Below are 24,280 nucleotides of genomic sequence, written 5' to 3' on the forward strand. Positions count from 1 at the left end.
TCAGGACGGTGAGACGGCACTGCTCAGATAGGGCAACAGGTCAGGGGGAATCACCCGCCCCGCGGCCGTTCGCTCGGCGGCGAAATCCTTCATCATCCGGATCAACTCGTCGTCCGTCCGCGCCGGCAGTCCGTCGACCGCTGTCAGCGGAACCCCGGCGAACACGCACTTGAGGACGGCCTGCCGGAATGCTGCCTGAGGCAACCACTGGGTCGCGTACTCGCCGAGCGCCGCGGCCAGCAACCGCTGATCGTTGGTCCTGATGGCATCCGCTAGCAGGTCCACCGCGCTTCCGTCGACCTCCGCTGCCACCTCGGCGATCGACAGGCTTCGCAGTACTGCTTGCTTCTCCGCCGCGTCTCCGAAGCGATAAACAGCCAGCAGGTCGGCTGCCGGCTTTTCGATCAGCAGCAGTCCTCGGACCGCTTGATCGACCGTCCGGCCATCCGTTAGCTGCTCACGACCAACTGCACGAGCCGCCGCTGGGAACACCTCCTCGAGCGGCTTCTCGCGAGCCTCGGCCAGCCAGACGGCAGCTGGTGGTGGCAGCTGTGCGGTCAGCTCGTCGGCCGTGATCATGCGTGGATCCCGCTCGACATCGCCTGGCGGAGGAAGTCGATTGACTGCCGGGCGACGGTCGGGGCGGCGTGGGAGTGTCTGGGCAGTTCGACCGCGACCAAGCCTTGGTAGCCGACGGCCGCGAGGGCTTCGAAGACCGCCTCGAAGTCGACCTCGCCGGTGCCGAACTCCAGGTGCTCGTGGACACCGCGGCGCATGTCGTCGATCTGCACGTTGACGAGGTACGGCGCGCCGGTGGTGATGCAGGTGGCGGGTGGGAAGGGTTCGTTGCAGACGAGATGGCCGATGTCGAGGGTCAGGCCAAGGGTCTCGCTGCCTACCTCGGCCTGGAGTTTCAGGTAGCCGGCCAGGTCGTCGACGAGCATGCCGGGCTCTGGTTCGAGACCGAGCTGTACGCCGCGGTCGGCGGCGTACCCGACGAGTTGGTTGCAGCTGGCAACCAGGCGTTCCCAACCCAGCTCGGCCGGCACGTCGGCCGGCAGGGTGCCGGACCAGAAGGAGACTGCTTCGGCGCCGAGGTCGGCGGCGACTTCGATCGCCCGCTCCAGCAGCGCGATCCGCCACTCGGCGCCGTGGGTGTGGAGGAGGGTGGGCTCGTGCTTGCGGTACGGGTCGAGGACGTAGCGACCGCCGGTTTCGATCACCACGGTGAGGTTGTGCTCGGCCAAGAGTCGGCCGACCTCGGTGGTTCGTTGTCGCAGGTCTGGTCCGAAGGGGTCGAGGTGGTTGTGGTCCAGGGTCAGCGCGACGCCGACGTAGCCGAGGTCCGCGATGACGGCGAGTGCTTCGGGTAGACGGTGGTTGGCGAATCCGTTGGTGCCGTAGCCGAGTCTCATGTCGGTGAGACCTTCCTCGCTAGAGCACGCGCGAGCGGCAACGCGAGCACCAGAGCGGCTCCTAGGCGAGGTGCTCCCCCTCGCGCACACCAGGCAGCCTGCAGCGGGACCAGCCCGTGGATTCCTGCTCCCACCGCTTGTCTCAGGTTCGGGCCGCTGGGTTCACCCGCAGCCACCAACTGAGCCGGCCCCACAGCCCGCGCATACAAACCAGCAAACGCCGCAGCCGCCAACTCGCCGCCGGCTCCGAGGTGGTCGACGGCGGAAGCAGACCCAGGTAGGCGGGCGCCGGCCGAGGCCGAGCCGGCAGAGCGGGCGGCGGCTGAAACTGGTCCGCTCAAGCGCCGGGCAGCCGAGGCCGGCTTAGCCGGGCGCCCGGCCATTGCGGCCGCCACGGCCAAGCGGGCGGCGGCTGGGGTGTTGAGGGCGGTGCTGAGGGTGATGGTGGTGGTTGCTGCTACGGCTGCTTGGGCGGGGAGGGGGGTGCTGCCGTGGACTTCGCCTCGGGACATGGCGGTGACGCCGAGGATGTGGGTGCCGATGGCTAGGGCGGGGGCCCAGGCCTTTCGGCGGTTGGTGCCGGCGCCGACCAGGACGTCCAGGGAGCGGGCCGCGGCCATGAACAGCGGACCTGCGGGGGTGTTCTTGGCGCCTAGGTCGTAGGTCCAGGCAGTTGCAGCTAGAGCAGCGGAGGTTTTCAGGGCGGCGCGTCCGCCGGAGACGGCAGACAAGCCGAGGCCGACGGCGGTGAGGGCTGACGCCAAGCTCAGCGCAGTACGGGCGGGGACTCGGCCGGAGGGGATCGGGCGTTCGGGGCGTTCGATGGCGTCGACATGGCGGTCGGCCCAGTCGTTGAGTGCCATTCCGGCCCAGTAGATCGATACCGAGGACGCAGCCAGGCCGACCAGCCGAGCCGGGCGGAGGTTGCCTGCGGAGACCGCGCCGGCCAGTACGTCGCCCGGCACCGTCAGCGCAGCCGGAGCTCGCACCAACTCCGCCAGATCCCCCAACCGGACCCGCCCACGCTTCAGCATTCGCGCACCCAGCGGACTAGGGCGTCGTACTGACGGGCGAGCGCGTGCTCCGACGACTCGATCGGGTCCTTGAAGTAGAACCCGAGGAACGGCATCGCCCCGACATGCTTGCGTTCGAGGGCGAGCGCCGAGAGCCGCGCCAGGTCGAGTACGAGCGGCGCGGCGAGGGCGGAGTCGCAGCCTTGCCAGGTGAACTGCAGGGTCATCCGGACGCCGAGGAATCCGGAGAACACGACGTGGTCCCAGGCGGTCTTCCAATCACCCATCGGATCCACGTAGTCGATGTGCACCTCGCCCGCGACATCCCCGAGCATCTCCGACAGGCCGCGTTCCTTGGAGACGCCCTTCGACTCGGCCGCGCGCGGATCGGCGAGGGTCGCGCCGTCACCGCCGCCGAGCAGGTTGGTCCCGGACCAGGCGTGCACCGGAAGCGCGCGGTGCACGAACATCGGAGCCAGCACGCTCTTCACCAGGGTCTCCCCGGTCTTCGCGTCCTGCCCGCCGTACGGGAGGCCCTTCTCGATCGCCCACTCGCGGACGGCCTCAGGCTTGATCGAGGTCGACGGCGTGAAGTCCATGTACGCCGCTCCCGCCTCGAAGGCCGCGAGCGCTCCGAGCGAACTCGGCGGCAGCACGTCCCGCTCCCCCAGCGCCATCCGCAACTCCGCCGCACTGTCCACATCAACCTCGTACGGCGCTTCGGTGGAGGCGACGTTGATCGCCACCACGTGCTCGAGGTCGTAGCGCAGCCGAAAGGCCCGGATGTCCTCAGCCATCCGCCGCACCACCCCGAACTGGCCAGGCTGCGGGTCGGGAGGGTGGTGGGCGACGGCGCCCACAGGAAGGTCGCCGCCTTCGGCGGCATTCCGGTTGCCGGGCAGCAGTGTGATGTTTCGCTCGGCTTCAGCCAGTTCTGCGGTGATCAGGGTGCCTAGGCCGGCTGGGAGGACGCCGCCGGCGGTCAGACGTTCGACCTGTTTGCTGAGTGGGGTCTCAACGACGTCGTGGCCGCCGAAGACCAGCTGGTCGGTGGGGACCAACCCGGCCGAGCTGAAGTCAGGCAGTTCGGTGACCACGCCGGCAGCAGGGGCTCCGTGGTCGAGGGCGGCGGCTCCGGCGATGGTCGTGGTGGCGACCGATCCCCTGGCTCCGAACAACCAGACACCAACGCGTCGACGCATCCGTGGCTCCTCACGAGTCCAGCCACGGAAGGTGATAGAGGGCGGACAGTCCGTGACTGATCGGAACTCTAGATCGGCGGTCGGCAGCTTGGGAAGAACCTGCCGGACAGAATTCCGCAGGATCGCGGCATCATCCGGGCAACGTCCGGACTACTCCCCGGCTACTGCTCCGACGCGGATTCTCCCGCCGCAGCAACGGATTCCGGCTGGGCCACCAGGTCGCGGGACCGGTCCGCCACAGCCATTGCGGCCAGCGCGGTGGTCAGCGGGACGGCCGCGATGATGCCGAGACTGCCGACGAGACCTCGGACGACTTCCATCGCCACGATCTCCGTGGTGATCACATACCCGGTCGACACCCCGCCGATCGCGAACACCATCAGCACCGGCAGCGCGGCACCGGCGTACGCGAGGACCAGGGTGTTCACCACCGAGGCGACGTGGGCGCGCCCGATCCGCAGCCCGGCGCCGATCAGTTCCGCGCGGCCCGCGGCCGGGTTGGCGGCGGACAGTTCCCAGACCGCGCTCGCCTGCGTCACCGTCACGTCGTCGAGCACGCCGAGCGCACCGATCACGATGCCGGCCACCAGCAGTCCGGTCAGGTCGATGCTGGGAACGTAGGACTTGACCGTGGAGGCGCCCTCCGACGCCAGCCCGGAGAAGGCGCTCACCTTGACGAAGAACCAGCCCAGCAGCGCGGTCAGGCCCAAGGCGGTGATCGTCCCGGCGAGCGCAACGGACGACTGCGCGTTGATGCCGTGGGTGAGGTAGAGCGCGACCACCATGATCAGCGAGCCGCCGACCACCGCCACCAGCAACGGGTTCGACCCTCTCAGGATCGCGGGCAGGATGAACTGCGTGAGCGTCAGCGCGGTGACACCCAGCGCGATCAGCGCCGCCACACCCCGCCAGCGGGACAGGGCGATCACCGCGACGGCGAAGATGACAGCCAGCCAGATCAGCGGCGTCGAGCGGTCGTGGTCGACGTACTGGTAGCGCGACTCGATCGGCGCGTCCTTCTGGACGCCGAGCAGCACCTTGCCGCCGACCTCGACCGGTACGGCCGCGTTCTTGCCCTTGGGCACCTCGACCGGTACTTCGAGCCCCTTGTCCGCACCGGGGGCGCTGCCGAGCTTGACGGTCGCCAGGTCGCAGTCGGCCGGGGTCTCGGCGCAGGGCTCGATCGAGACCACCGTGCCGCTCGCGCCGGTCTGCTCGGCGGCGGGAATGTTCAGGTCGCCGCCCGGCCACATCACCGCCATCGCGATCACGGCGGCGGCGATCAGCGGGACCAGCAGCGCCGCGACCACGACCCGGACCCGCCGGGCGACGATCGCGTCCTCGTCGACGACCGAGGTGTCGACCACGTGGTCGCCGTGCCCGTGACCGTGGCCGTGGCCGTGCCCTTGACCTGGCCCCGGCGGAATTTCGATCCGGCTCCCGCGGTTCGACCTGGTGTCGGCCCGCCTGCGCCCTACGTTCCGCCGTGGCATGCGTCAACTCCCTGTTTTGACAACCATCCCCAATTAAATGAAAATGATTGTCATGAGATCTAGTCTTCGTGCTGTCGTGGCCGGCCTCGCCGCCCTTGCCGTCGTCACTCTGGCAGGTTGTGGTGACTCCTCCGCAGGCGGCTCCAGCGGCAAGCTCGACGTGGTCACTTCGTTCTACCCGCTCGAGTTCATCGCCAAGTCAGTGGGGGGCGACGCCGTGAACGTCACCACCCTGACCGCGCCCGGTGTCGAGCCGCACGACCTGGAGCTCACCCCCAAGCAGGTCGGTGAGATCAGCGACGCGAAGCTGGTCGTCTTCGAGAAGGGCCTGCAGCCGGCCGTCGACGAGGCGGTGGCGCAGAACGCCAAGGAGGCCGGCTTCGACGTCGCCCCGGCCGCGAAACTCGAGGCCACCGGCGCCGACTTCGAGGAGCACGAAGGTGAGGAGCACGAAGGTGAGGAGCACGAGGGCGAAGGCAGTGCCACGCCGTCCGGCAGCGTGAAGCCCGCCGCGTTCACCGAGGGCGACCTCGACCCGCACTTCTGGCTCGACCCGGTCCGGTACGCCGGCGTGGTCCAGGCCGTCACCGACAAACTGGTCGCCGTGGACGCTGCGAACGCGGACGGTTACAAGGAGCGCGCGGCCACCCTGCTCGGCGAGGTCAACAAGCTCGACACGGAGTTCAAGACCGGTCTGGCCGACTGCGAACTGAAGACGTTCGTGACGAGTCATGAGGCGTTCGCCTACCTCGCGAAGCGGTACGGTCTGACGATGGTCGGCATCGCCGGATTCACCCCGGACGCCGAGCCGACCCCGGCGCGGATCAAGGAGGTCCAGGACATCGTGCGCGAGCAGAAGGTGACCACGATCTTCTACGAGGAGCTCGTCAGCCCGAAGGTGGCCGAGTCGATCGCCCGCGACGTCCACGTCAAGACCGCGGTCCTCAGCCCGATCGAGGGGCTGTCGGACGCGAACTCCCAGGAGACCTACCTCTCGCTGATGCGCGAGAACCTGCAGGAGCTCCGGAAGGCGAACAGCTGCGCGTGACACAGCAGAACCCGGCGTCATCTCTGACCCCAGCCCATCACCCCGGTCAGGCCACGAAGGCCGTCCAGGTCGCCGATCTCTCAGTCGACCTGGGCGGTCGTCTGGTGCTTCGAGGCGTCGACCTGGAGGTCCGCCAGGGCGAGGTCGTCGCGATCCTCGGCACCAACGGCTCCGGCAAGTCCACCCTGATCCGGACGATCGTCGGCCTGCTGCCGGCGGCCCGCGGCCAGGTCAAGCTCTTCGGTACGCCGGTGCCGCGGTTCCGCCAGTGGCAGCGCGTCGGTTACGTACCGCAGCGGATCACCGCGGCGGGCGGCGTACCGGCAACTGTCCAGGAGGTCGTGTCGTCCGGGTTGCTGTCCAAGCGGAAGCTGTTCCGACCGCTCAGGGCGGCTGATCGTGCCGCCGTCGAGCAGGCGCTGGAGATCGTGGACATGGCCGATCAGCGGAAGGACGCGATCGCCGAGCTGTCCGGCGGGCAGCAGCAGCGGGTGCTGATCGCCCGGGCCCTGGTCGCCGACCCCGAACTGCTGATCCTCGACGAGCCGACCGCGGGCGTCGACCTGGCCAGCCAGGGCATCTTCACGCAGGCGATCCGCGAGCGCGTCGCCCGCGGTACGACCGTGATGATGGTGAGTCACGACCTCGGCCCGATGGACGCGTTGATCGACCGCTCGGTCGTCCTGCGCCGCGGCCGGATCGTGTACGACGGTCCGCCGCACGCGTCGCAGACCCACGCCCATGTCCACCCGCACGGGTCCAGCCAAGACGAGCCGGGGTGGCTGTCGTGACGTTGTTCGAGCTCGAGTTCATGCAGCGGGCCCTGATCGCGGGTCTGCTGACCGGTCTGTCCGCCCCGGCCATCGGGACGTACCTGGTCCAGCGCCGGCTGTCCCTGATGGGCGATGGCATCGGCCACATCGCGATCACCGGTGTGGCTCTGGGTCTCCTGACCGGGACCGCGCCCGTGCTGACCGCGATCATCGTCGCCATCGCCGGGGCTACCGCGATCGAACTGGTCCGGGCTCGCGGGAAGGCCAGTGGTGACGTGGCCCTCGCGCTGCTGTTCTACGGCGGCATAGCGGGCGGAGTACTGCTCATCGGACTGGCCGGGCAAGGTGCGGCCACGCTGAACACGTACCTGTTCGGCTCGCTGACCACCGTCTCCCCGACCGACCTGTACGTCGTCGTGGGGCTGGCCGTGGCCGTCCTGGTGGTGGCGATCGGCCTCGGCCCGCAGTTGTTCGCGGTCTGCCAGGACGAGGAGTTCGCGCGGACCACCGGGCTGCGGGTGCAGTTGCTGAACCTGCTGATCGCGGTGATGGCCGCGGTGACTGTCACGGTGGCCATGCGGACGGTGGGGTTGCTGCTGGTCAGCGCCTTGATGGTCGTGCCCGTGGCCACCGCGCAGCAGGTCACGCGGTCGTTCCGGAGTACGTTCGTGACCGCGTGTGCGATCGGGGTGACCGCCTGCCTGGCCGGCATCATCACGTCGTACCACGCGGACGTCGCGCCCGGCGCCACGATCGTCGTGCTCGCGCTGGCCGGCTTCGTGGTGGCGGCGACGGCAGGCGCGCTGATCAGGCGGCGCCAGGGCCGGGTCGCGCCGCTGCCGGACGAGGAGCCCGAGGTCGGCGTACCGGAGCCGGCGCCGCACGTCGTCAGCACCGCGCATCAGCACGCCCACGACCAGAAGTGCGGCCACCCGGCCGTCGAACACGGCGATCATGTCGACTACGTTCACGACGGTCACCTGCACGCGGCGCACGGGGACCACTGGGATGAGCACTGACTTGTTGACTTCTGAGAGAATTGGCGGCGTTGCCGCGGAAAACATGGTGACGGGATGACTGGAGGAACGGTGGCCATCGGAACACGCTCGACCCGTCAGCGCGCAGCGGTCGCTTCCGCGCTCGACAACCTCGACGACTTCCGGACGGCTCAGGAGATCCACCAGGAGCTCCGGACCGCGGGCGAGGCCGTCGGCCTGACCACGGTCTACCGCACCCTGCAGGCCCTGGCCGACTCCCGCGAGGTCGACGTGCTGCGCACGGCCGACGGCGAGACGGCGTACCGGCGGTGCTCGAAGGGGCACCACCATCACCTGGTCTGCCGTAACTGCGGCCGCACCGTCGAGGTGGAGGGCCCGGCCGTCGAGCGCTGGGCCGACAAGGTCGCCGCCGAGCACGGCTACGCCGACATCAGCCACACCCTGGAGATCTTCGGCACCTGCGCCGACTGCCAGAAGCCTGCCTGACCGGGTTCAGCCGGCCACACCGCGGCGGCGAAGGTCTTCGATCGCGTCGGCGTCCAGACCCACCTCGCTGAGTACGGCGTCGGTGTCCTGGCCGAGCGGGCGGCCGGTACTCCGGATCGAGCCGGGCGTTCTGCTCATCCGCCACATCACGTTCTGCATCCGGATCGGGCCCAGCGTCTCGTCCTCGACCGTGGTGACGAGGTCGAGCGCCTTCACCTGTGGGTCCTCGATCAACTCGCTCGGTTTGTAGACCGGAGCGACCGCGGCGCCGGCGTCCTCGAAGGCAGCCAGCACCTCAGACCGGGTCCGGGCCGCGATCCAGTCACCGACGCAGGCGTCCAGCAGGTCCGCGTGCTGCGCCCGCTCCCGCCCGGTGCCGAACCAGGGCTCGTCCACCACCTCCGGGTGACCGACGAGCTTGAGAACTCGTTCGGCCACCGTGTTGGCGCTGGTCGAGATCGCCAGCCAGTGCCCGTCCGCCGTCCGATAGGTGTTGCGCGGCGCGTTGTTCTGCGACCTGTTGCCGGTCCGCTCCTGGTCGATGCCGAGTTGGTCGGCGTAGATCACGCCGGGACCGACCGCCGTCATGATCGGGCTCAGCAGGTCGAGGTCGATCACCTGCCCCTGGCCGGTCGAGGCGCGGTGCAGCAGGGCCATCGAGACGGCCGCCGCCCCGGCCACGCCCGCGATCGAGTCGGCCAGTCCGAAGGCGGGCAGGGTCGGTGGCCCGTCCGGTTCACCGGTGAGGTGGGCGAAGCCGCTCATCGCCTCGACCAGGGTGCCGAAGGCCGGGCGCGCGGCGTACGGGCCGGTCTGGCCGAAGCCGGTGACGCGGAGCAGGATCAGGCCGGGGTTGGCTGCGGACAGCACCTCGTAGCCGAGGCCCCAGCGCTCCAGCGTGCCGGGACGGAAGTTCTCGACCACGATGTCGGCGGTGGCGGCGAGGTCCCGGAAGACGCGCGCGCCGTCGGGGTCGCCGAGGTAGAGGCCGATCGTCCGCTTGTTGCGGCTGATCATCTTCCACCACAGCGATTCGCCGTCCTTGTCGAGCCCGTGCCCGCGCATCCCGTCACCGCGGGCCGGGTGCTCCACCTTGATCACCTCGGCGCCGTAGTCACCGAGGATCTGTGCCGCCAGCGGACCGGCCAGGATGGTGGACGCGTCCAGTACCCGCAGTCCTTCGAGCGGTCCGCTCATCGGGTGCTGGGGCGGTGGACGTAGCGGCCCTCGGGGCTGCCGGTGATGTTGCCGTCGGCAAGAACCTGGCGGCCGCGGACCCAGGTGTCGGTCACGGTGGCGCCGACCTCGAAGCCCTCGAACGGCGTGTACTCCTGGGTGGACTCCGAGTCCTCGGCGTGCACGGTCCAGGACCGGTTCGGGTCGACCAGGCAGAAGTCCGCGTCGTACCCGGCGCCGATGGTGCCCTTGCTGAGCAGGCCGTAGCGCTGGGCCGGGTTCCACGAGGTCAGTTGCGCGATCCGCTGGTAGGACAGGCCGCGCCGGCGACCCTCGCCGACGAGCCCGGGCAGCAGGTACTCCGCCCCGCCGAAGCCGGACTTCGCCGCGAAGATGTCGTCGCGCGGATCGCCGAACTTCTGCTCGTCCTTGCAGCAGGCGTGGTCGCTGACCACCCAGTCGACGCTGCCGTCCAGGACGTACTCCCACAGCGCCTCGACGTCTTCGCGCGGCCGCAGCGGCGGGTTCACCTTGCCGCCCAGTCCGTGCGCGGTGTCCACGTCGGCGAGCAGGTGGCCGACGGTCACCTCGCGGCGGAAGTCGACGTGCTCGAAGGTGTTCGCCATCCGCATCGCGGCCTGCAGGGCCTTGCGCGACGACAGGTGCAGCAGGTTGACGTTCGGCAGGCCGGTCTCGTCGGCGAGGAAGGACGCGATCGTGACCGCGAGGCCTTCGGAGTGCGGCGGCCGGGAGGCGCTGTACGCGGCGAGCCCGGTCAGGCCGCCATCGGCCTCGACCAGTTTCGTGTACGCGGTCATGATCTCGGCGGTCTCGCAGTGCAGCGACAGCGAGATGTGCCGCGCCTTCTCGGCCAGTTTCTCCCGGGCCGCCTGGACGCCGCGCATGACGAACTCGAAGTGCGCGAGGTCGTACCGCTCCCCCTCGGGGATCATCAGGAACGAACTCTGGTCCGAGGACCGGCCGTGCAGTCCGTGACTGCCGTAGAACATGAAGATCTTGAACGAGGTGACGCCGAAGTCCTCGATGATGCTCGGGATCTCGTCGATGTGCTCGCGCATCATCGGAGCCAGGTGGAAGCCGTAGTCGATGTACGACCTGCCTTCGGACTGGGCCAGCACCTGCGGGAAGAACTCGGCGTACGGGCCGCCGCGGTTGAGGTAGTACTGCCCGGTCCGCATGTAGGTGAGGCCGGTGGTGACGCCGCCCTGGGCACTCGCCCGGCTCTCCGTCGCGGCGTCCTCGCTCAGCGGGTTGTAGATGCCCCAGTGCTGGTGGGCGTCGACCACGCCGGGGAAGGCGATCCGGCCGCGGCCGTCGACCACCTGCTCGGCGTCGGCCGGATCGATCGACGGCTCGACCCGGACGAACCGGCCGTCCAGGATGCCGAGGTCGAGTTGCTCGCCATCGGGCGAACCGTCGACGTCCGGGCGGACCACGGTGACATTTTTGACCAGGGTGTGCAGCTTGCTCATCGGGAACCTTCCTCAACAGGGGCCTCAACGGGGGCAGGTCGGGGGGCACCGAGGTGCTCCGCGGCCAGGAACGACAGGCCGAGTGCGGGCAGCAGGCCGTTGCCGGCCAGGTACCCCGAGGCGCCGTGGCCCGAGATGCCGGCGGCCGCGCCACCCGAGGCGTAGAGACCTTCGATCGGTACGCCGTCCTGGCGCAGTACCCGGGCGTGTCCGTCGACGACGAGACCACCCTGGGTGTGGAACAGCGCCGGCACCACTTTCACCGCGGCGTACGGCGGCGCCAGCGCCTGCTCGAAGTTCGTCCGCCCGAACCGGTCCGCGACAGATCCCTCAGCGGCTACGGCTGTCTCGGCGAGTTCCGCGACGACGGCGTCGGTGGGCAGCGAGGTGACCCGGGCCAGTTCGGCCGGGGTGTCGGCCCAGACCAGGGTGCCGGCTCCGACGGTCTCCTTGAAGTCGGTGAAGGACATGCAGAGGTTGAAGACGCGCTGGTCGAACACGAGCCAGCCGGTGGACTCGGGTCGCGCGGCGAGCGCCTCGGCGTACTCCGAGTAGCCGGTGGTCTCGTCGCCGAAGCGGCGGCCGGTCAGGTCGAGCATGAATCCACCGTGCATCACCGTGGCCCAGCCGACCAGCGTGGCCGATCGCTGGGCCAGCGCCGCGTGCCCCTGGTAGGCGTCGAGCAGAGCGGTGGCCGCACCGAGCCGGCTGCCGATGCGCAGCGCGTCACCCCGCGACGCCTCGCTGCCGTGGTACACGGCGCCGGCGATCCCCGGCAGGTGCCGCTCGACCAGGGACCGGTCGGCGCCGAACCCATTGGTTGCCAGCAGCACCGATCCGGTCGGGATCTCCTCCCGGGTGCCGTCCGGCTGCTCGATCACCGCCGCGACGACGTGGCCGTCCTCGACCCGTACGTCGACCAGCCGGGCCGGGACGAGCAAGTCGATCCGCGCCGACGACCGCACGGCGACGAGCAACTGCTCCAGCAACCTCGCTCCGTGCCGGCCTTCGATCGTGTGGCAGCGATCCACCGAGTGCCCCGGATAGCGGAAGTCGGTGACGAGGGTGAGGGGCAGGCCGATCTCGTCGGCGAGCCACTCCAGCATCGGCCCACTGGCGACGGCCAGGGCGCCCGCGAGCCCGGCATCGCCGGTCCCCTTGGTCTTCGCCAGCACATCGCCGACGAACCGGGCGGGCGAGTCCGAGACCCCCGCGTCGCGCTGCCAGCGGGTGCCGACGCCGGGGATCATCGCGGTCGACATCGACGTGTTGTTGCCGCGCCGGAAGTGCTCGCTCGCCTCGACCACGAGGACGTCGCGGCCATGCCGGGCGGCGCGCAACGCGCCCACCAGGCCGCCACCCGCGCCGGCGACGACAAGATCCGGCCCGTCGGCGCTCATCGGGCCTCACCGGTGGCCAGCAGCCGGAGCGCCAGCGCCGTCGGGTCGACCAGCCGCGCGCCGCCCGCGACCTCGCGGGGCGGCAGTTCGACGGCCGAGCAGCCGTTGATCACAGTGACCGCGCCGGTCTTTCCGAGCCGATCGACCGCACCGGCCGCCGCCTCGTCCCACTGGTTGCCCACGGCAATGGCCTCGACACCGAGGCCGAGCACCTCGACCCCGCTGAACGAATCCGCCCAGCCGTACGACGCGACCCGGTCGGCGAGTTCGTCCGCGATCGCCTGGTTCCGGGCGACCGCTCCGGGCCGGCGACCCGTGCACACCTCCCAGCCGAAGCTCATCCGGAGCAGGCCGAGCACCCGCACCTCGGACTCGGCCGCGAACTCGGGCCCGCCCGGATCGAGGATGCAGTCGGCGAGGACCGCGTCGTACCCGGACGGGACGGCTCGCAGTACCTCTACCACGCGTTCCTCGGACTCCCGGATGTCGGCAGCCGTCTCCAGGGATCCGGGCGCGTCGGGGTCGAGGTCCCGCAGGGTGATCCGGATCCAGTCGGGGCAGAGTTCGTCGTACCGGCTCTGGCGCCGGGCGAGCTCGGCTGAGCCGACGTGGATCGGGGTGGTGGCGAAGATCCGCATGGTGTCCTTCCGAGCGTTCATCAGGCGAGTCGTTGCAGCAAGGGCGCGACGTCGGCGCAGCCGGGCAGCCCGGTGGCCACCTCGTGCACGGCCCGCACGGTCGCTGGATCGTCGAGCAGGTCGGTCAGCAGCCGCAGTACCTGCTCTTCGTCGAGTGGGTGGTAGGCCGCGTCCCCGATCGGGTTCGGTACTTCGACCTGCCGCGACATCCCGTCGACGGTCAGGCGCACCCTGGTGGCCCGCTCGCTCGGCAACCGTGCGTCGAGGTCGTCGGCGCGCTGGACCGAAACCTTGGCAGCAAGACCTGCTACTTCGGGGTGGAACAGGAACTCCGGCTCCGAGACCGAAGGACCCACCTGGCCGTGGATCAGAGCGGACGCGACCACGAACGGGATGGAGAACAAGGCGGCCAGTCGCTCGTCCCACCGGGTCCGGTCGAGTCCTGCGGCCAGCCGATGGGTCTCGACGACCACCGAGTCGATCCGGCCCACTGCATCGAGGCCGATCTCCTCGCGGAGTCGCAGAGCGGCATCCGCGGCCGGGTGGGTGAAGGAGCAGGACGCGTGGCGTTTGAAGTAGCCCAGCTCGACGTCCCAGCGATCGCCGAGTTCGTCTGTCAGGGCCGAGGGGTCGAAGGTTCCGAGGAGTCCGCCGAGGCTGAGGGCCGCAGTACCGGTGCAGCGTGCGACGCCGGCGGCGGCCATCCTGGCAGCTGCCAGACCCGAGAGGTTCGAGGCCGCCATCCACGCGTCCCGGACCGGGTTGCCGTCGAGGGCCGAGTCGAAATGCCCTGCGACGGGTAGGCCCGCCCCGGTGTCGATGGCGGCGGCTACTGCCTCCGCGTCCAGCCCGAGCAGCCGAGCACATCCCGCTGCCGCGCCGGCGACACCCCAGCTGCCGTGCGGGTGTGAACCCGGATTGAGCCGCGTGGCCCGGCCGAACCGCGCCCCGACCTCGTACGTCGCCAGCAGCGCCGCCGCGGTGTCCACTCCGGCGGAGCCCAGCTCGGCTGCCAACGCGAGGACCGCGGGCAGACCGTGGGCCAGCGGGTGACCGGCCGCGAACTTGTGTCCCTCGTCCAGCTCCAGCCGAACCAGCGCCATCGCATTCAGCCACGCAGCGGTCTCGACGGAGGTCGAGCTACCACCGCCGAGGACGGGGGAACGCCCTGGTGACACAGGCCAAGCGGCCATGAGCGCACGCTGCTCGGCCTGGCGCGCGCCGACGATCGTGACGCCGAGCGAGTCGAGCAGGACCAGACCCAGGCGACGCTGCACCCGGTCCGGGACCTTGTCCCAGTGCAGGTCAGTCACCCACGCACCGAGCTCGCGGGTGGCAGCCGCGGCTTCCGCCTTCATCACAACCCCAGGTACGCCGCGCGCACCCGATCGTCGCGGGCGAGTTCCGGTCCGGGACCCGACAGCACCGAGGTCCCGCTCTCGAGGACGTAGGCCCGGTCCGCGAGAGCGAGGGCCTGGTGCGCGTTCTGCTCGACCAGCAACACAGCGACGCCGCGATCGCGGATCGTCTTGATGGCATCCAGCACTGCCCAGGTGAGCTTGGGCGACAAGCCGGTCGAGGGCTCATCCAGCATCAGCAGCTTCGGCCGCGCCATCAGCGCGCGGCCGATGGCGAGCATCTGCTGCTGACCACCACTCAGCGTCTCGGCCGCCTGCTTGCCGCGTTCGGCGAGGATCGGGAAGAGTTCGTGGACTTCGGCGAGAGCTTCGTCGAGCCGGTCGCGACCCCGGAGCCAACCGCCCATCCGCAGGTTCTCCTCGACTGTCAGCGGTCCGAACAAGGCGCGATCCTCGGGCACCTGGACCAGACCACGGGCGACCAGGTCGCTGGTGCGGGCCCCGTCGGCCCGGCGGCCGTCGAAGGTGATCGAGCCGCTGCTGGGCCGGACCATGCCCGAGATGGTCCGCAGCGTGGTGGTCTTGCCCGCGCCGTTGGCCCCGACCAGGGCGACGATCTCCCCCTCGCCGACGGTCAGGTCGAGCTCGTGCAGGATCGCCAGCCCGTGATACCCCGCGCTCACCGCCTCAAGACTCAACACCGGTGGGCTCCTCTCCCAGGTAGGCCTCGATCACCCGTGGGTCGCGAACGACCTCGGCCGGCGGCCCCGAGGTCAGCACCCGGCCCATGTCGAGCACCAGGACCGAGTCGGACAGCCGCATCACGGCGGCCATGATGTGCTCGACGAACACCAGCGTGGTGCCCTCGTTCTCGCGCAGGTCCTCGAGCAGTTCCATCACCGGAGCCCGCTCGGCCGGGACCAGGCCGGCCAGCACCTCGTCGAGCAGCAGCACCCGCGGCCTGCCGGCCAGCGCCCTGGCGAGCTCGAGCCGTTTCAGGGCCGCCGTCGGCAACCCGTCGCTGCGTTGGTCCCGCCACTGCCCGAGACCGACCCGTTCGACGATCTCGGCCGCCACCGTCCGCGCGGTACGCCGGGAGCCGCCGCCGGCCATCACGGCCACGGCGACGTTGTCGAGCACGGACATCGAGACGAACGGCTTCATCAACTGGAACGTGCGGGCCATCCCGGCGGCGGTGATCCGGTGTGGCGGCAGGCCGGTGATGTCGCGGCCGCCCAGATGCACCGCGCCCGAGTCCGGCGTGAGAGCGCCCGCGACCACGTTGAACAAAGTGGTCTTGCCGGCGCCGTTCGGTCCGATGATGCCGAGCACCGAGCCCTCGGTCACCTCGAAGCCGACGTCGTCGACCGCCCGCAGACCACGGAACGACTTGCTGACCCCCTCCACCGTGAGAAGCGTCATCGGCGGGACCACCTGTCTCGGAGGGCGCCGTAGATCCCCTGCGGGAGCGCCAGCACGATCACGATCAGCAGGACGGCGTACACGATCACGTCCAGTCCACCGCGGCCCTGCAGGAACTCGAGCCCGGGCGGTGGGTTGCGCAGCAGCGTCGCGGTCACGTCGCTGAGCGGACCGAGCACGGCAGCACCGATCAGCGGCCCCCAGATGGTGCCGACACCACCGATCACGGCCGGCAGGATCGCCTGGATCGACACCCCGGAACCGAAGGCCAGCTCGGGATCGATGAACAGGTAGTACTGGACGTAGAAGGCGCCGGCGACGGCGGTGATCGCCGCGGACAACGCCATCGCCATCAGCTTGCAGCGGACCACCGGGATCCCCACCGAGGCGGCGGCATCCGCGTCGTCCCGGGCAGCCTGGACGAACTGCCCGGTCCGCGAGCGCGCGAAGAAGATGCTCGCGGCCATCGCCAGGACGGTCAGCGCCGCCACGATCCAGACGTAGTTCGGCGAGCCCGGCTCGAACTGCAGCATCGCCCAGGACGATTCGGGTTCCAGCGGGATGTTGTAGCCCACCGCCCGGTTCACGAAGTCGCTGTTGGTGGCGAGCAACCGGAGCATCTCGGCGAAGGCGAAGGTGGCCAGGGCGAAGTACGCGCCCTTCAGCCGGTAGCGCAGCGAGAAGAAGCCGATGACGACGGCGAACGCCGCGGCGAACACGGCGCCCAGCACCATCCCCAGCCACGGGGTGACGCCCTGCTCGGCGACCAGCCGGGCCGTCGTGTACGCGCCGATCCCGAAGTACGCCGCGTGGCCGAATCTGAACATGCCGCCGAAGCCGCTCATCACGTTCCAGCCGATCGCCATCAGCGCGAAGATCAGCACCCGGACGGCGACCGCCTGCTGAGCCGCCGGCAGCACCAGCGGTAGCGGGATCATCACGACCGCCAGCACACCGAGCACGGCCAGGTGGCGGTTCCACGGCAGCCTGGGCAGCGGGGTTTCGGTCGCGCGGGGCTCCGCGGCGGTCGCGGTCATGACGACCTCCCGAACAGGCCCTGCGGACGGAGGAACAGCACCAGCACGAACACGACGAACACCGACAGCAGCGGGCTCTGGCCCGGCAGGTACAGGGCGCCGAGTTGCTCGACCAGGCCGATCAGGATGCCGCCGACGAGCGCGCCGACCACGTTGCCCATGCCGCCGAGCACCACGACCACGAAGGCGATGATGTTGAACAGGGCGCCGGTGTGCGGCTCGATGGTCACCAATGGCGCGAGCAGCGTCCCCGCCGCGCCGGCGCACGCCGTACCGACGGCGAAGGTGATCGCATAGATCCGGCGGGTGTCGATGCCGACCAACTGGGCACCCAGGTCGTTCGCGGCGACCGCCCGGATCGCGGTACCGAGCCGGGTCTTCTGCAGCAGCAGGAACAGCAGGCCGGCCAGCACCAGCGCGCCGAGGAAGGCGAGCACCCGGGACAGATCGGCGACCGCGCCGAGGATGTGGACGCCGCGCTCCCCCGGCAACTCGACCGACCGCGGATCCGCGCCGAAGAACAGCAGCAGGGAGTTCTCGATCAGCAACGAGATCCCGAGGGTGATCAGCAACTGGTTCTGCAGCGGCTTGCCCATCGCCCGGGACAGCACGCCGCGCTGGATCAGCACGCCCAGGCCGAACATCGCCGGCACGCAGACGAGCAGCGCCAGGTACGGATGGAGCCCGACGGCGGAGACCAGCCAGTAGGACACGAACAGGGCGAGGGCCAGGAACGCGCCGTGGGCGAAGTTGACGATGTCGAGCACGCCGAAGATCAGCGTCAGCCCCATCGCGGTCAGGCCGTAGACGCCGCCGACCAGGACACCGGTGACGATCGCCTGCATGACGATCGTGCCGCTGCCCGACCGGGCATAGGCGAGCACGATCGCCGCGACCACGAGGACGAGTGTCACCGCGATCCGCAGGTAGGGCCCGCGCCGCCACCGGCCGCGGTCGCGGGGCTCGGCCGCGACCGCCTCGGCGGTTGTCGTGTCGGTGCTCATCGGTGCGCGGCTCACTGTCCCGGTGACGCCGGGTAGACGGGCTTGGCCTCGGCCTTGTCGGCGGGGAACACCTGGACCACCTTCTGGCCCTGCACCTGGGTCAGGATCGGCATCGCGTTCTTGTTCTCACCGGTCTCGTCGAACGAGATCGGGCCCTTGGTCGCGATCAGCGAGGCCAGGTCGGTCTGCGCGATCGCGTCCCGGACCGCCGCCGGCTCGGCCTTGCCGGCCTTCTCCAGCGCGGCCGCGATCACCCGGACAGCGTCGTAGGACAGCACCGCACCGGTCCGCATCTCGGCCTTGTACGCAGCCTTGAACTTCGCCGCGAGCGCCACGGTCTCAGGGTTCTTGGCGTCGAAGTGGTAGTTGGAGTCGAAGAAGCCATCGCCCGCGCCGGCCGCCTCGGCCGGGAACTGCGGAACGTCGAAGGCACCGTTGGCGACCCCGAAGACCGCGTCCAGCCCGGGCTTCACCGTCTTCACCGCCTGGGCCAGCAGCACGCCGTCGCGGTAGTAGCCGGACACCATCAGCACGTTCGCGCCGGACGCCTTGACCGCGGCCACCTGGGTGGTGAAGTCCGAGACGCTGGCCGGGTCGTAGCTGACCGCCGACACGACCTGCATCCCGAGCTTGGCCGCCTCGGCCGCGAAACCGTCCTTGACCGTGGTGCCGAACGGGCCCTGCTCGTGCAGGATCGCCACCTTGGCGGCCGGCTTGCCGGCGGCCTTGGACACCTCGCTCAGGTACTGCGCGCCCTGGGTGCCCATCACCTTCGAGCTGGGCTGGATCCGGAACACGTTCTTGTAGCCCTGGGACAGTAGTGAGTCGGAGCTGGAGATGTCGATGACGAACGGCACCTTGTTGCGCTCGGCAACGGTCGAGACGGTCGCGCTGACCGCGCTCTGATAGGTCCCGACCAGCGCGACCGCACCTTCGGAGACGATCCGCTGCGCCTCGCTCTGGCCGACCTCGGGCTTGCCCTGGGTGTCGGCACTGAGCAGTTCGAGTTTGGCGCCGCCGAGCGACTTGATCCCGCCGGCCGCGTTCACCGCCTCGACGGCGAGCTTGGCGCCGTTCTCCATCTGCTGGCCGTCCGCGGCGGCCGATCCGCTCAGCGGATGCAGCGAGCCGATCTTGATCGGGTCACCGGTGGCCCGATCCTGCGCGCCGCCACCGGCGCCGGCCGGAGCCGAACCACCGCAGCCGGCGAGAGGCAGCGCCGCGACGACCGCGACGGCGATCCAGGTCTTCTTCATGTCCGCTCCTGGCAAGAGGGTAATGTTCCGGTGGCCGGAACAGCCTGAGGCACAACAGTGGCACCGGCACCCCGGCCGGTCAAGCAGTCACGGCAAAAAGGTGCGATTCTCCGTGTATATCAACGGAATTGAGCGTTGACGGAGCACACCGTGACGTGGTGAGATGATGTTCCGCTGAACGGAACGGCGACAGATCGGGACGTCGGGAGAGGGGCTGGGATGGCCGACAGTGCAGGCACGGAGGCGGCGGCCCGGGTCGCGGACGTACTCATGTTGTTCACCGACGGACCGGACTTTCTCGGGGTCTCCGCGATCGCTCGCGAGCTCGACCTGTCCAAGGCCGTGGTGCACCGGATCCTGCAGACGCTGCTCCAGCGCGGCCTGATCGCCAGCCACTCGGACAGCCGCGGTTACAGCCTCGGCCCGGCGGCCGCCGCCCTCGGCGCCCGGGCGCTGCGCGAGTCGCGGCTGCGCACCGCCGCGATGCCGGTCCTGCGGGAACTGCAGCGGCTGACCGGTGAGACCACCACGGTGTCGGCGGTCGTCCCCGGCGGACGGGTCTACCTCGACCAGGTCGAGAGCGGCCTCGAGATCAAGATGACCGTCGAGGTCGGCCGCCGGTTCCCGCTGCACGCCGGGAGTTCGAGCACCTGCATCCTGGCGTTCCTGCCGGCCGCCGAGCGGGACGTGGTCCTGGCCGGTGAGCTGACCGCGTTGACCGACCGGACCATCGTCGACGCCGCCGCACTGTCCGAGCGGCTCGACCGGGTGGCCGGCTGCGGCTACGCGCGATCCGACGGCGAGCGCCAGGCCGGTGCGGCGTCGGTCGCCGCGCCGGTGTTCGGGTTCGACGGCTCGGTGCTCGGGGCGATCTCGGTCTGCGGGCCGGGCGCCCGGATCGACGACACCACCACCGAGCGCTTCATCCCCGTCCTGCGCAGCGCCGCCGACGAGATCTCCCGCGCCCTCGGCTGGCGCGGCGGCCTTCCCACCCGCTGAACCCTCTCCCCTCCACCGACCCAGGAGTAGATGCATGACGACCGGCCAGACCATCTCGACGGCAGCCGACGCGTTGCTCGCCGCCGTCAGTTCCGGGGTGCGGGTGATCGAACTCGGTCACCCGTTCTTCACCGGGATGCCCTGCTCGCCGAACCACCCGGGTTTCCGGATGAGCCTGCAGCGGCGGCACGGTGACATGGTCCGGCCGGACGGCGGATCGGCCGCGAACGAACTGATCGTCACCGGCGGCCACGTCGGCACCCATGTCGACGCGCTGTCCCACGTGAGCCACGACGGTCTGCTGCACGGCGGCGTCGACGCCTTCGAGGCACAGACCGGTGGACGGTTCTCCGCGCTCGGCGCCGAGCACACGCCCGCCCTGTTGTGCCGCGGCGTGCTCCTCGACGTGGCCGCCGTGCACGGCGTCGACATCCTCCCCGCCGGGTACGGCGTGACCGCGGCCGACCTGCGGGCCGCCGCGGACCGGGCCGGTGTCGAGGTCCGTCATGGCGATGTCGCCCTGGTCCGGACCGGCTGGGCCCGCAACTTCGACGACGCGCCGACCTATCTCGGTCAGCAGGACGGAGTCCCCGGGGTCACCGAGGACGGTGCCCGCTGGCTGCTCGAGTCCGGAGTACGCGTGACCGGATCGGACACCACGGCGTACGAACAGATCTCACCGGGCGCCGGGCACAGCGTGCTGCCGGTGCACCGGATCCTGCTGGTGGAGGGTGGCATCAACATCATCGAGCACCTGGCGCTGGAGGATGCCGCGGCCGAGGGGCTGACCGAGTTCGTGTTCGTGATGGCGCCGCTCCGGATTGTCGGCGGCACCGGCTCGCCGATCCGACCCTTCGCGGCAGTGCAGGCATGAGCGCCACCATCGTCCAGCGGCTGGCCCGGCTCGCCGCCGACGTCAGAGCCGAGGGGTTGCCGGCCGAGTTGCGGGTGGACGTGGCCCGCCGCGTGCTCGATGTGCTGGGGAACAGTCTGGCAGCCACCTCCCAGCCGTCCGCGCGCGCGGTTTCCGGCGTGGTCGGGGCCTGGGGAGGCGCCGAGCAGGCGACCGCGATCGGCACCGGCCTGAAGGTCCCGGCGGCCGCTGCCGCGCTGGTGAACGGAACGCTCGCGCACAGTCTCGACTTCGACGACACCCACCTGCCGTCGGTGCTGCACCCCTCGTCGCCGGTGGTGCCGGCCGCCCTGGCGATGGCCGAGGCGCGCGGCGTCGCCGGTACGGCGTTGCTCGACGCGGCGGGCGTCGGGATCGAGGTGGCGGTCCGGCTCGGCATGGGTGGTTACGACCGAGAGCTTGGCAACTCCGAGTTCTTCGAGCGCGGTCAGCACGCGACCTCGATCTGCGGCGCCGTCGGTGCCGCCGTCGCCGCCGCGATGGTGGCCGGGCTGGACGAGCAGGGCATCGCCCACGCCGCCGGGATCGCGGCGAGCATGGGCTCCGGCCTGCTCGAGGCCAACCGGACCGGCGGCACGGTGAAGCGAGTGCACTGCGGCTGGGCGGCGCACGCCGGCGTGGTCGCGACCGAGCTGACCGAGCACGGGCTGACCGGTCCGCCCACCGTGATCGAGGGCCGCTTCGGCTTCCTGCACGCGTTCTGCGGCGAGCGAGCCGACGTGGACGCCGTGGTCGACCGGCTGGGCGAGCACTGGGAGCTGCCCGGCATCTTCTTCAAGCCCTACCCGTGCAACCACTTCACCCACGCGGGCATCGACGCGGCCCTGCGGCTCCGGGCCGACGGCATCAAGGCCGAGGACATCGACACCCTCGAGCTCGGCCTGCCGACGCCGGTACTGCGAACCGTCGCGCAGCCGGTCGCCGAGAAGGCCCGGCCGGAGTCGGGGTACCACGCCGCCTTCAGCGGTCCGTACACCGTGGCCGCCGCCCTGCTCGGCGGTGGCGGACTCGGGCTCGGCCATGACGACTTCACCGACGCCGCCGCTGCCGACGAGGCCCGGCTCGCGCTGGCCGCGCGGGTGACCTGCGTGGCCGACGCCCGCTGCGACGAGATCTTCCCGGCACAGTTCCCCGCCGTACTGCGGGTCCGCCTGATCGACGGCAGCCGGCACGAGGTACGGATCGACGTCAACCGCGGTGGTCCGCAGAACCCGCTGTCGAGCGAGGAACTGCGGACCAAGTTCGAGCTCAACGCGGTAGCGGCGATCAGCGGGGAAGCCGCGGCCGAGCTGGCCACGGCGGCCCTCGGTCTTCCGGACGGGGTTCAGGTGGCGGAACTGATGGCCCTGGTCGGGGGCCGGATCAGCTGATGTTGCCGACCTCCGCGGCGATGGTGGTGGTGTCGCCGTGGCCGGTGTGGACGACCGTGCCGGTCGGCAGGGTGAGCAGCCTGGTGCGGATCGACTCAAGGATGGTCGGCTTGTCGGAGTACGAGCGGCCGGTGGCGCCGGGGCCGCCGTGGAAGAGGGTGTCGCCGGTGAAGACCGCCTCGAGGTCCTCCGCGTAGAGGGACGTGCTGCCGGGGCTGTGGCCGGGCGTGTGGATCGCCTTCACCGTGCTCCCGGCAACCTCGAAGGTGGTGCCGTCGACGAGGTCGTGGTCGGGAGCGTCGTCGTACACCGCCTCCCAGAGCATGGTGTCGGCCGAGTTGATCCAGATCGGGCACTTCAGCGCGTCCCGGACCTCGCCGGCCGCGTTGATGTGGTCGTTGTGGCCGTGCGTGCAGACCAGCGCCACCACCTGGCGATCCCCGACCGCCCGGACGATCGCGGCGGCGTTGTGGGCCGCGTCGATCACCAGCACCTCGTCGTCGTCACCGACCAGCCAGACGTTGTTGTCGACGTCCCAAGTCCCGCCGTCGAGACTGAAGGTGCCGGAGGTGATGAGTCGTTCGATCCTGGCGACCATCAGAAGACCACCACCGAACGCAGTACGTCGCCGTGGTGCATCTTGCCGAAGGCCGCCTCCACCTCGTCCAGCGCGATCGTCTCCGACACGAACCGGTCCAGCGGCAACCGGCCCTGCAGATGCAGGTCGATCAGCATCGGGAAGTCGCGGCTCGGCAGGCAGTCGCCGTACCAACTGGACTTGAGCGAACCGCCCCGGCCGAAGAAGTCGAGCAACGGCATCTCGAGCCGCATCTCCGGCGTCGGGACACCGACCAGGACGACCGTCCCGGCCAGGTCGCGGGCGTAGAAGGCCTGCTTCCAGGTCTCCGGCCGCCCGACCGCGTCGATCACCACGTCCGCGCCGAAACCGCCGGTGAGTTCCTGGACCGCGGTGACCACGCCATCGTGGTCGAGGTCCTTGGAGTTGACCGTATGGGTCGCGCCGAGTTCCTGGGCGACGTCGAGCTTGCGCTGGTCGATGTCGAGCGCGATCACCTTCGCGGCTCCGGCGAGCCGCGCGCCGACGACGGCCGCCGTACCGACGCCGCCGCAGCCGATCACGGCGACGGTGTCACCACGGCCGACGGTGCCGGTGTTCACCGCGGCGCCCAGGCCGGCCATCACTCCGCAGCCGAGCAGTCCGGCCACCTCGGCCTTCGCGGCCGGGTCGACCTTCGTGCACTGGCCGGCGGCGACCAGCGTCTTCTCGGCGAAGGCGCCGACGCCCAGCGCGGGCGACAACTCGGTGCCGTCGGCAAGGGTCATCTTCTGCTCGGCGTTGTGCGTGTTGAAGCAGTACCACGGGCGGCCGCGCAGGCAGGCGCGACAGTTCCCGCAGACGGCCCGCCAGTTCAGTACGACGAAGTCGCCGGACGCGACGTCGGTGACACCCTCGCCGACCGACTCCACGATGCCGGCCGCCTCGTGGCCGAGCAGGAACGGGAACTCGTCGTTGATCCCGCCCTCGCGGTAGTGCAGGTCGGTGTGGCAGACCCCGCAGGCCTGCACCTGCACGACCGCCTCCCCCGGACCGGGGTCGGGGATCGTGATCTCTTCGATGGTCACCGGGGCGCCCTTGCTCAGGGCGACTACTCCACGCACGGTCTGGCTCATGCGCCGACGCTAGCCGCCGAGACCCGTGTCCGTCAGCCTTCCGCGCGTCGCGCCGCGGAATTCCCGGGCGGACGAACCGGAGAAATGGGCTGGA

General features: G+C 70.3%; 24 protein-coding genes. 7 read left to right on the plus strand and 17 right to left on the minus strand.

From position 1 onward, the window contains the following. The 5 genes from ABD255_RS29600 to ABD255_RS29620 all read right to left on the minus strand — a co-directional run bounded on the left by ABD255_RS29600 (position 1) and on the right by ABD255_RS29620 (position 5,123). Positions 1–579 (minus strand): EboA domain-containing protein, encoded by a 579-nt coding sequence (locus ABD255_RS29600; RefSeq protein WP_344219767.1) that lies wholly within the window; start codon positions 577–579, stop codon positions 1–3. Beyond that, the gene (locus ABD255_RS29605; RefSeq protein ID WP_344219769.1) at positions 576–1,415 is read right to left on the minus strand and encodes a sugar phosphate isomerase/epimerase family protein; all 840 of its coding nucleotides are present in this window, start codon (positions 1,413–1,415) and stop codon (positions 576–578) included. Before ABD255_RS29605 ends, ABD255_RS29600 begins: the two co-directional genes overlap by 4 nt. Continuing rightward, the gene (locus tag ABD255_RS29610; protein WP_344219771.1) at positions 1,412–2,449 is read right to left on the minus strand and encodes an SCO3242 family prenyltransferase; all 1,038 of its coding nucleotides are present in this window, start codon (positions 2,447–2,449) and stop codon (positions 1,412–1,414) included. The genes ABD255_RS29605 and ABD255_RS29610 overlap by 4 nt, the downstream gene beginning before the upstream one ends. Continuing rightward, complete coding sequence (locus tag ABD255_RS29615) at positions 2,443–3,630, minus strand: inositol-3-phosphate synthase (RefSeq protein ID WP_344219773.1); 1,188 nt, start codon at positions 3,628–3,630, stop codon at positions 2,443–2,445. The genes ABD255_RS29610 and ABD255_RS29615 overlap by 7 nt, the downstream gene beginning before the upstream one ends. Positions 3,631–3,791: 161 nt before the next feature. Then, complete coding sequence (locus ABD255_RS29620) at positions 3,792–5,123, minus strand: YibE/F family protein (RefSeq protein WP_344219775.1); 1,332 nt, start codon at positions 5,121–5,123, stop codon at positions 3,792–3,794. 52 nt (positions 5,124–5,175) lie between these two features. Here ABD255_RS29620 and ABD255_RS29625 point away from each other — a divergent pair, with 52 nt between their 5' ends. The 4 genes from ABD255_RS29625 (at position 5,176) to ABD255_RS29640 (ending at position 8,428) form a co-directional block, all read left to right on the plus strand. Beyond that, a complete protein-coding gene (locus tag ABD255_RS29625; RefSeq protein ID WP_344219778.1) occupies positions 5,176–6,171 on the plus strand; it encodes a metal ABC transporter substrate-binding protein in 996 nt (331 codons plus the stop codon). Beyond that, complete coding sequence (locus ABD255_RS29630; protein WP_344219779.1) at positions 6,168–6,962, plus strand: metal ABC transporter ATP-binding protein; 795 nt, start codon at positions 6,168–6,170, stop codon at positions 6,960–6,962. The genes ABD255_RS29625 and ABD255_RS29630 overlap by 4 nt, the downstream gene beginning before the upstream one ends. Next, the gene (locus ABD255_RS29635) at positions 6,959–7,963 is read left to right on the plus strand and encodes a metal ABC transporter permease (protein WP_344219780.1); all 1,005 of its coding nucleotides are present in this window, start codon (positions 6,959–6,961) and stop codon (positions 7,961–7,963) included. The genes ABD255_RS29630 and ABD255_RS29635 overlap by 4 nt, the downstream gene beginning before the upstream one ends. Positions 7,964–8,032: 69 nt before the next feature. Continuing rightward, positions 8,033–8,428, plus strand: a complete 396-nt coding sequence (locus ABD255_RS29640; protein WP_344219781.1) for a Fur family transcriptional regulator — start codon at positions 8,033–8,035, stop codon at positions 8,426–8,428. A gap of 6 nt (positions 8,429–8,434) precedes the next feature. Here ABD255_RS29640 and ABD255_RS29645 read toward each other — a convergent pair whose 3' ends face one another. Genes ABD255_RS29645 through ABD255_RS29690 form a run of 10 tightly spaced genes read right to left on the minus strand, consistent with a single transcriptional unit; the run spans position 8,435 to position 19,212 of the window. Then, positions 8,435–9,625 carry a CaiB/BaiF CoA transferase family protein gene (locus ABD255_RS29645; protein ID WP_344219783.1) on the minus strand — a complete coding sequence of 397 codons (1,191 nt, stop codon included), beginning with the start codon at positions 9,623–9,625 and terminating at the stop codon, positions 8,435–8,437. Then, positions 9,622–11,097, minus strand: coding sequence for a dihydroorotase (locus ABD255_RS29650; RefSeq protein ID WP_344219785.1), 1,476 nt, complete (start codon positions 11,095–11,097; stop codon positions 9,622–9,624). Before ABD255_RS29650 ends, ABD255_RS29645 begins: the two co-directional genes overlap by 4 nt. Next, positions 11,094–12,497: an FAD-dependent oxidoreductase gene (locus ABD255_RS29655; RefSeq protein WP_344219787.1), complete on the minus strand. Its 1,404-nt coding sequence runs from the start codon at positions 12,495–12,497 to the stop codon at positions 11,094–11,096. Before ABD255_RS29655 ends, ABD255_RS29650 begins: the two co-directional genes overlap by 4 nt. After that, positions 12,494–13,156, minus strand: coding sequence for an aspartate/glutamate racemase family protein (locus ABD255_RS29660; protein ID WP_344219788.1), 663 nt, complete (start codon positions 13,154–13,156; stop codon positions 12,494–12,496). Before ABD255_RS29660 ends, ABD255_RS29655 begins: the two co-directional genes overlap by 4 nt. After that, positions 13,156–14,493, minus strand: coding sequence for an MmgE/PrpD family protein (locus ABD255_RS29665; RefSeq protein WP_344219789.1), 1,338 nt, complete (start codon positions 14,491–14,493; stop codon positions 13,156–13,158). The genes ABD255_RS29660 and ABD255_RS29665 overlap by 1 nt, the downstream gene beginning before the upstream one ends. Further along, complete coding sequence (locus tag ABD255_RS29670) at positions 14,493–15,194, minus strand: ABC transporter ATP-binding protein (protein WP_344219790.1); 702 nt, start codon at positions 15,192–15,194, stop codon at positions 14,493–14,495. Before ABD255_RS29670 ends, ABD255_RS29665 begins: the two co-directional genes overlap by 1 nt. Next, a complete protein-coding gene (locus ABD255_RS29675) occupies positions 15,181–15,915 on the minus strand; it encodes an ABC transporter ATP-binding protein (RefSeq protein ID WP_344219791.1) in 735 nt (244 codons plus the stop codon). The genes ABD255_RS29670 and ABD255_RS29675 overlap by 14 nt, the downstream gene beginning before the upstream one ends. Further along, on the minus strand, positions 15,912–16,952 hold the full coding sequence (locus ABD255_RS29680; protein ID WP_344219793.1) for a branched-chain amino acid ABC transporter permease: 1,041 nt from the start codon (positions 16,950–16,952) through the stop codon (positions 15,912–15,914). The genes ABD255_RS29675 and ABD255_RS29680 overlap by 4 nt, the downstream gene beginning before the upstream one ends. Further along, positions 16,949–17,956, minus strand: a complete 1,008-nt coding sequence (locus tag ABD255_RS29685) for a branched-chain amino acid ABC transporter permease (protein ID WP_344219795.1) — start codon at positions 17,954–17,956, stop codon at positions 16,949–16,951. The genes ABD255_RS29680 and ABD255_RS29685 overlap by 4 nt, the downstream gene beginning before the upstream one ends. Positions 17,957–17,967: 11 nt before the next feature. Further along, entirely contained in the window at positions 17,968–19,212 is a 1,245-nt protein-coding gene (locus ABD255_RS29690) for an ABC transporter substrate-binding protein (RefSeq protein ID WP_344219797.1), read from the minus strand. Positions 19,213–19,431: 219 nt separating this feature from the next. Here ABD255_RS29690 and ABD255_RS29695 point away from each other — a divergent pair, with 219 nt between their 5' ends. Genes ABD255_RS29695 through ABD255_RS29705 form a run of 3 tightly spaced genes read left to right on the plus strand, consistent with a single transcriptional unit; the run spans position 19,432 to position 22,494 of the window. Then, positions 19,432–20,211, plus strand: a complete 780-nt coding sequence (locus tag ABD255_RS29695; RefSeq protein WP_344219799.1) for an IclR family transcriptional regulator — start codon at positions 19,432–19,434, stop codon at positions 20,209–20,211. 34 nt (positions 20,212–20,245) lie between these two features. Beyond that, a complete protein-coding gene (locus ABD255_RS29700) occupies positions 20,246–21,085 on the plus strand; it encodes a cyclase family protein (RefSeq protein ID WP_344219800.1) in 840 nt (279 codons plus the stop codon). Further along, positions 21,082–22,494, plus strand: a complete 1,413-nt coding sequence (locus ABD255_RS29705) for an MmgE/PrpD family protein (RefSeq protein WP_344219802.1) — start codon at positions 21,082–21,084, stop codon at positions 22,492–22,494. The genes ABD255_RS29700 and ABD255_RS29705 overlap by 4 nt, the downstream gene beginning before the upstream one ends. Here the strand turns inward: ABD255_RS29705 and ABD255_RS29710 are convergent. Then, positions 22,487–23,092: an MBL fold metallo-hydrolase gene (locus ABD255_RS29710; RefSeq protein WP_344219803.1), complete on the minus strand. Its 606-nt coding sequence runs from the start codon at positions 23,090–23,092 to the stop codon at positions 22,487–22,489. The two genes, ABD255_RS29705 and ABD255_RS29710, sit on opposite strands and share 8 nt — an antisense overlap. Continuing rightward, entirely contained in the window at positions 23,092–24,186 is a 1,095-nt protein-coding gene (locus tag ABD255_RS29715; RefSeq protein WP_344219805.1) for an S-(hydroxymethyl)mycothiol dehydrogenase, read from the minus strand. Before ABD255_RS29715 ends, ABD255_RS29710 begins: the two co-directional genes overlap by 1 nt. Between the last annotated feature and the right edge of the window lie 94 nt (positions 24,187–24,280).

It is taken from the genome of Kribbella sancticallisti (assembly GCF_039530625.1).
GTDB classification, from domain to species: domain Bacteria; phylum Actinomycetota; class Actinomycetes; order Propionibacteriales; family Kribbellaceae; genus Kribbella; species Kribbella sancticallisti.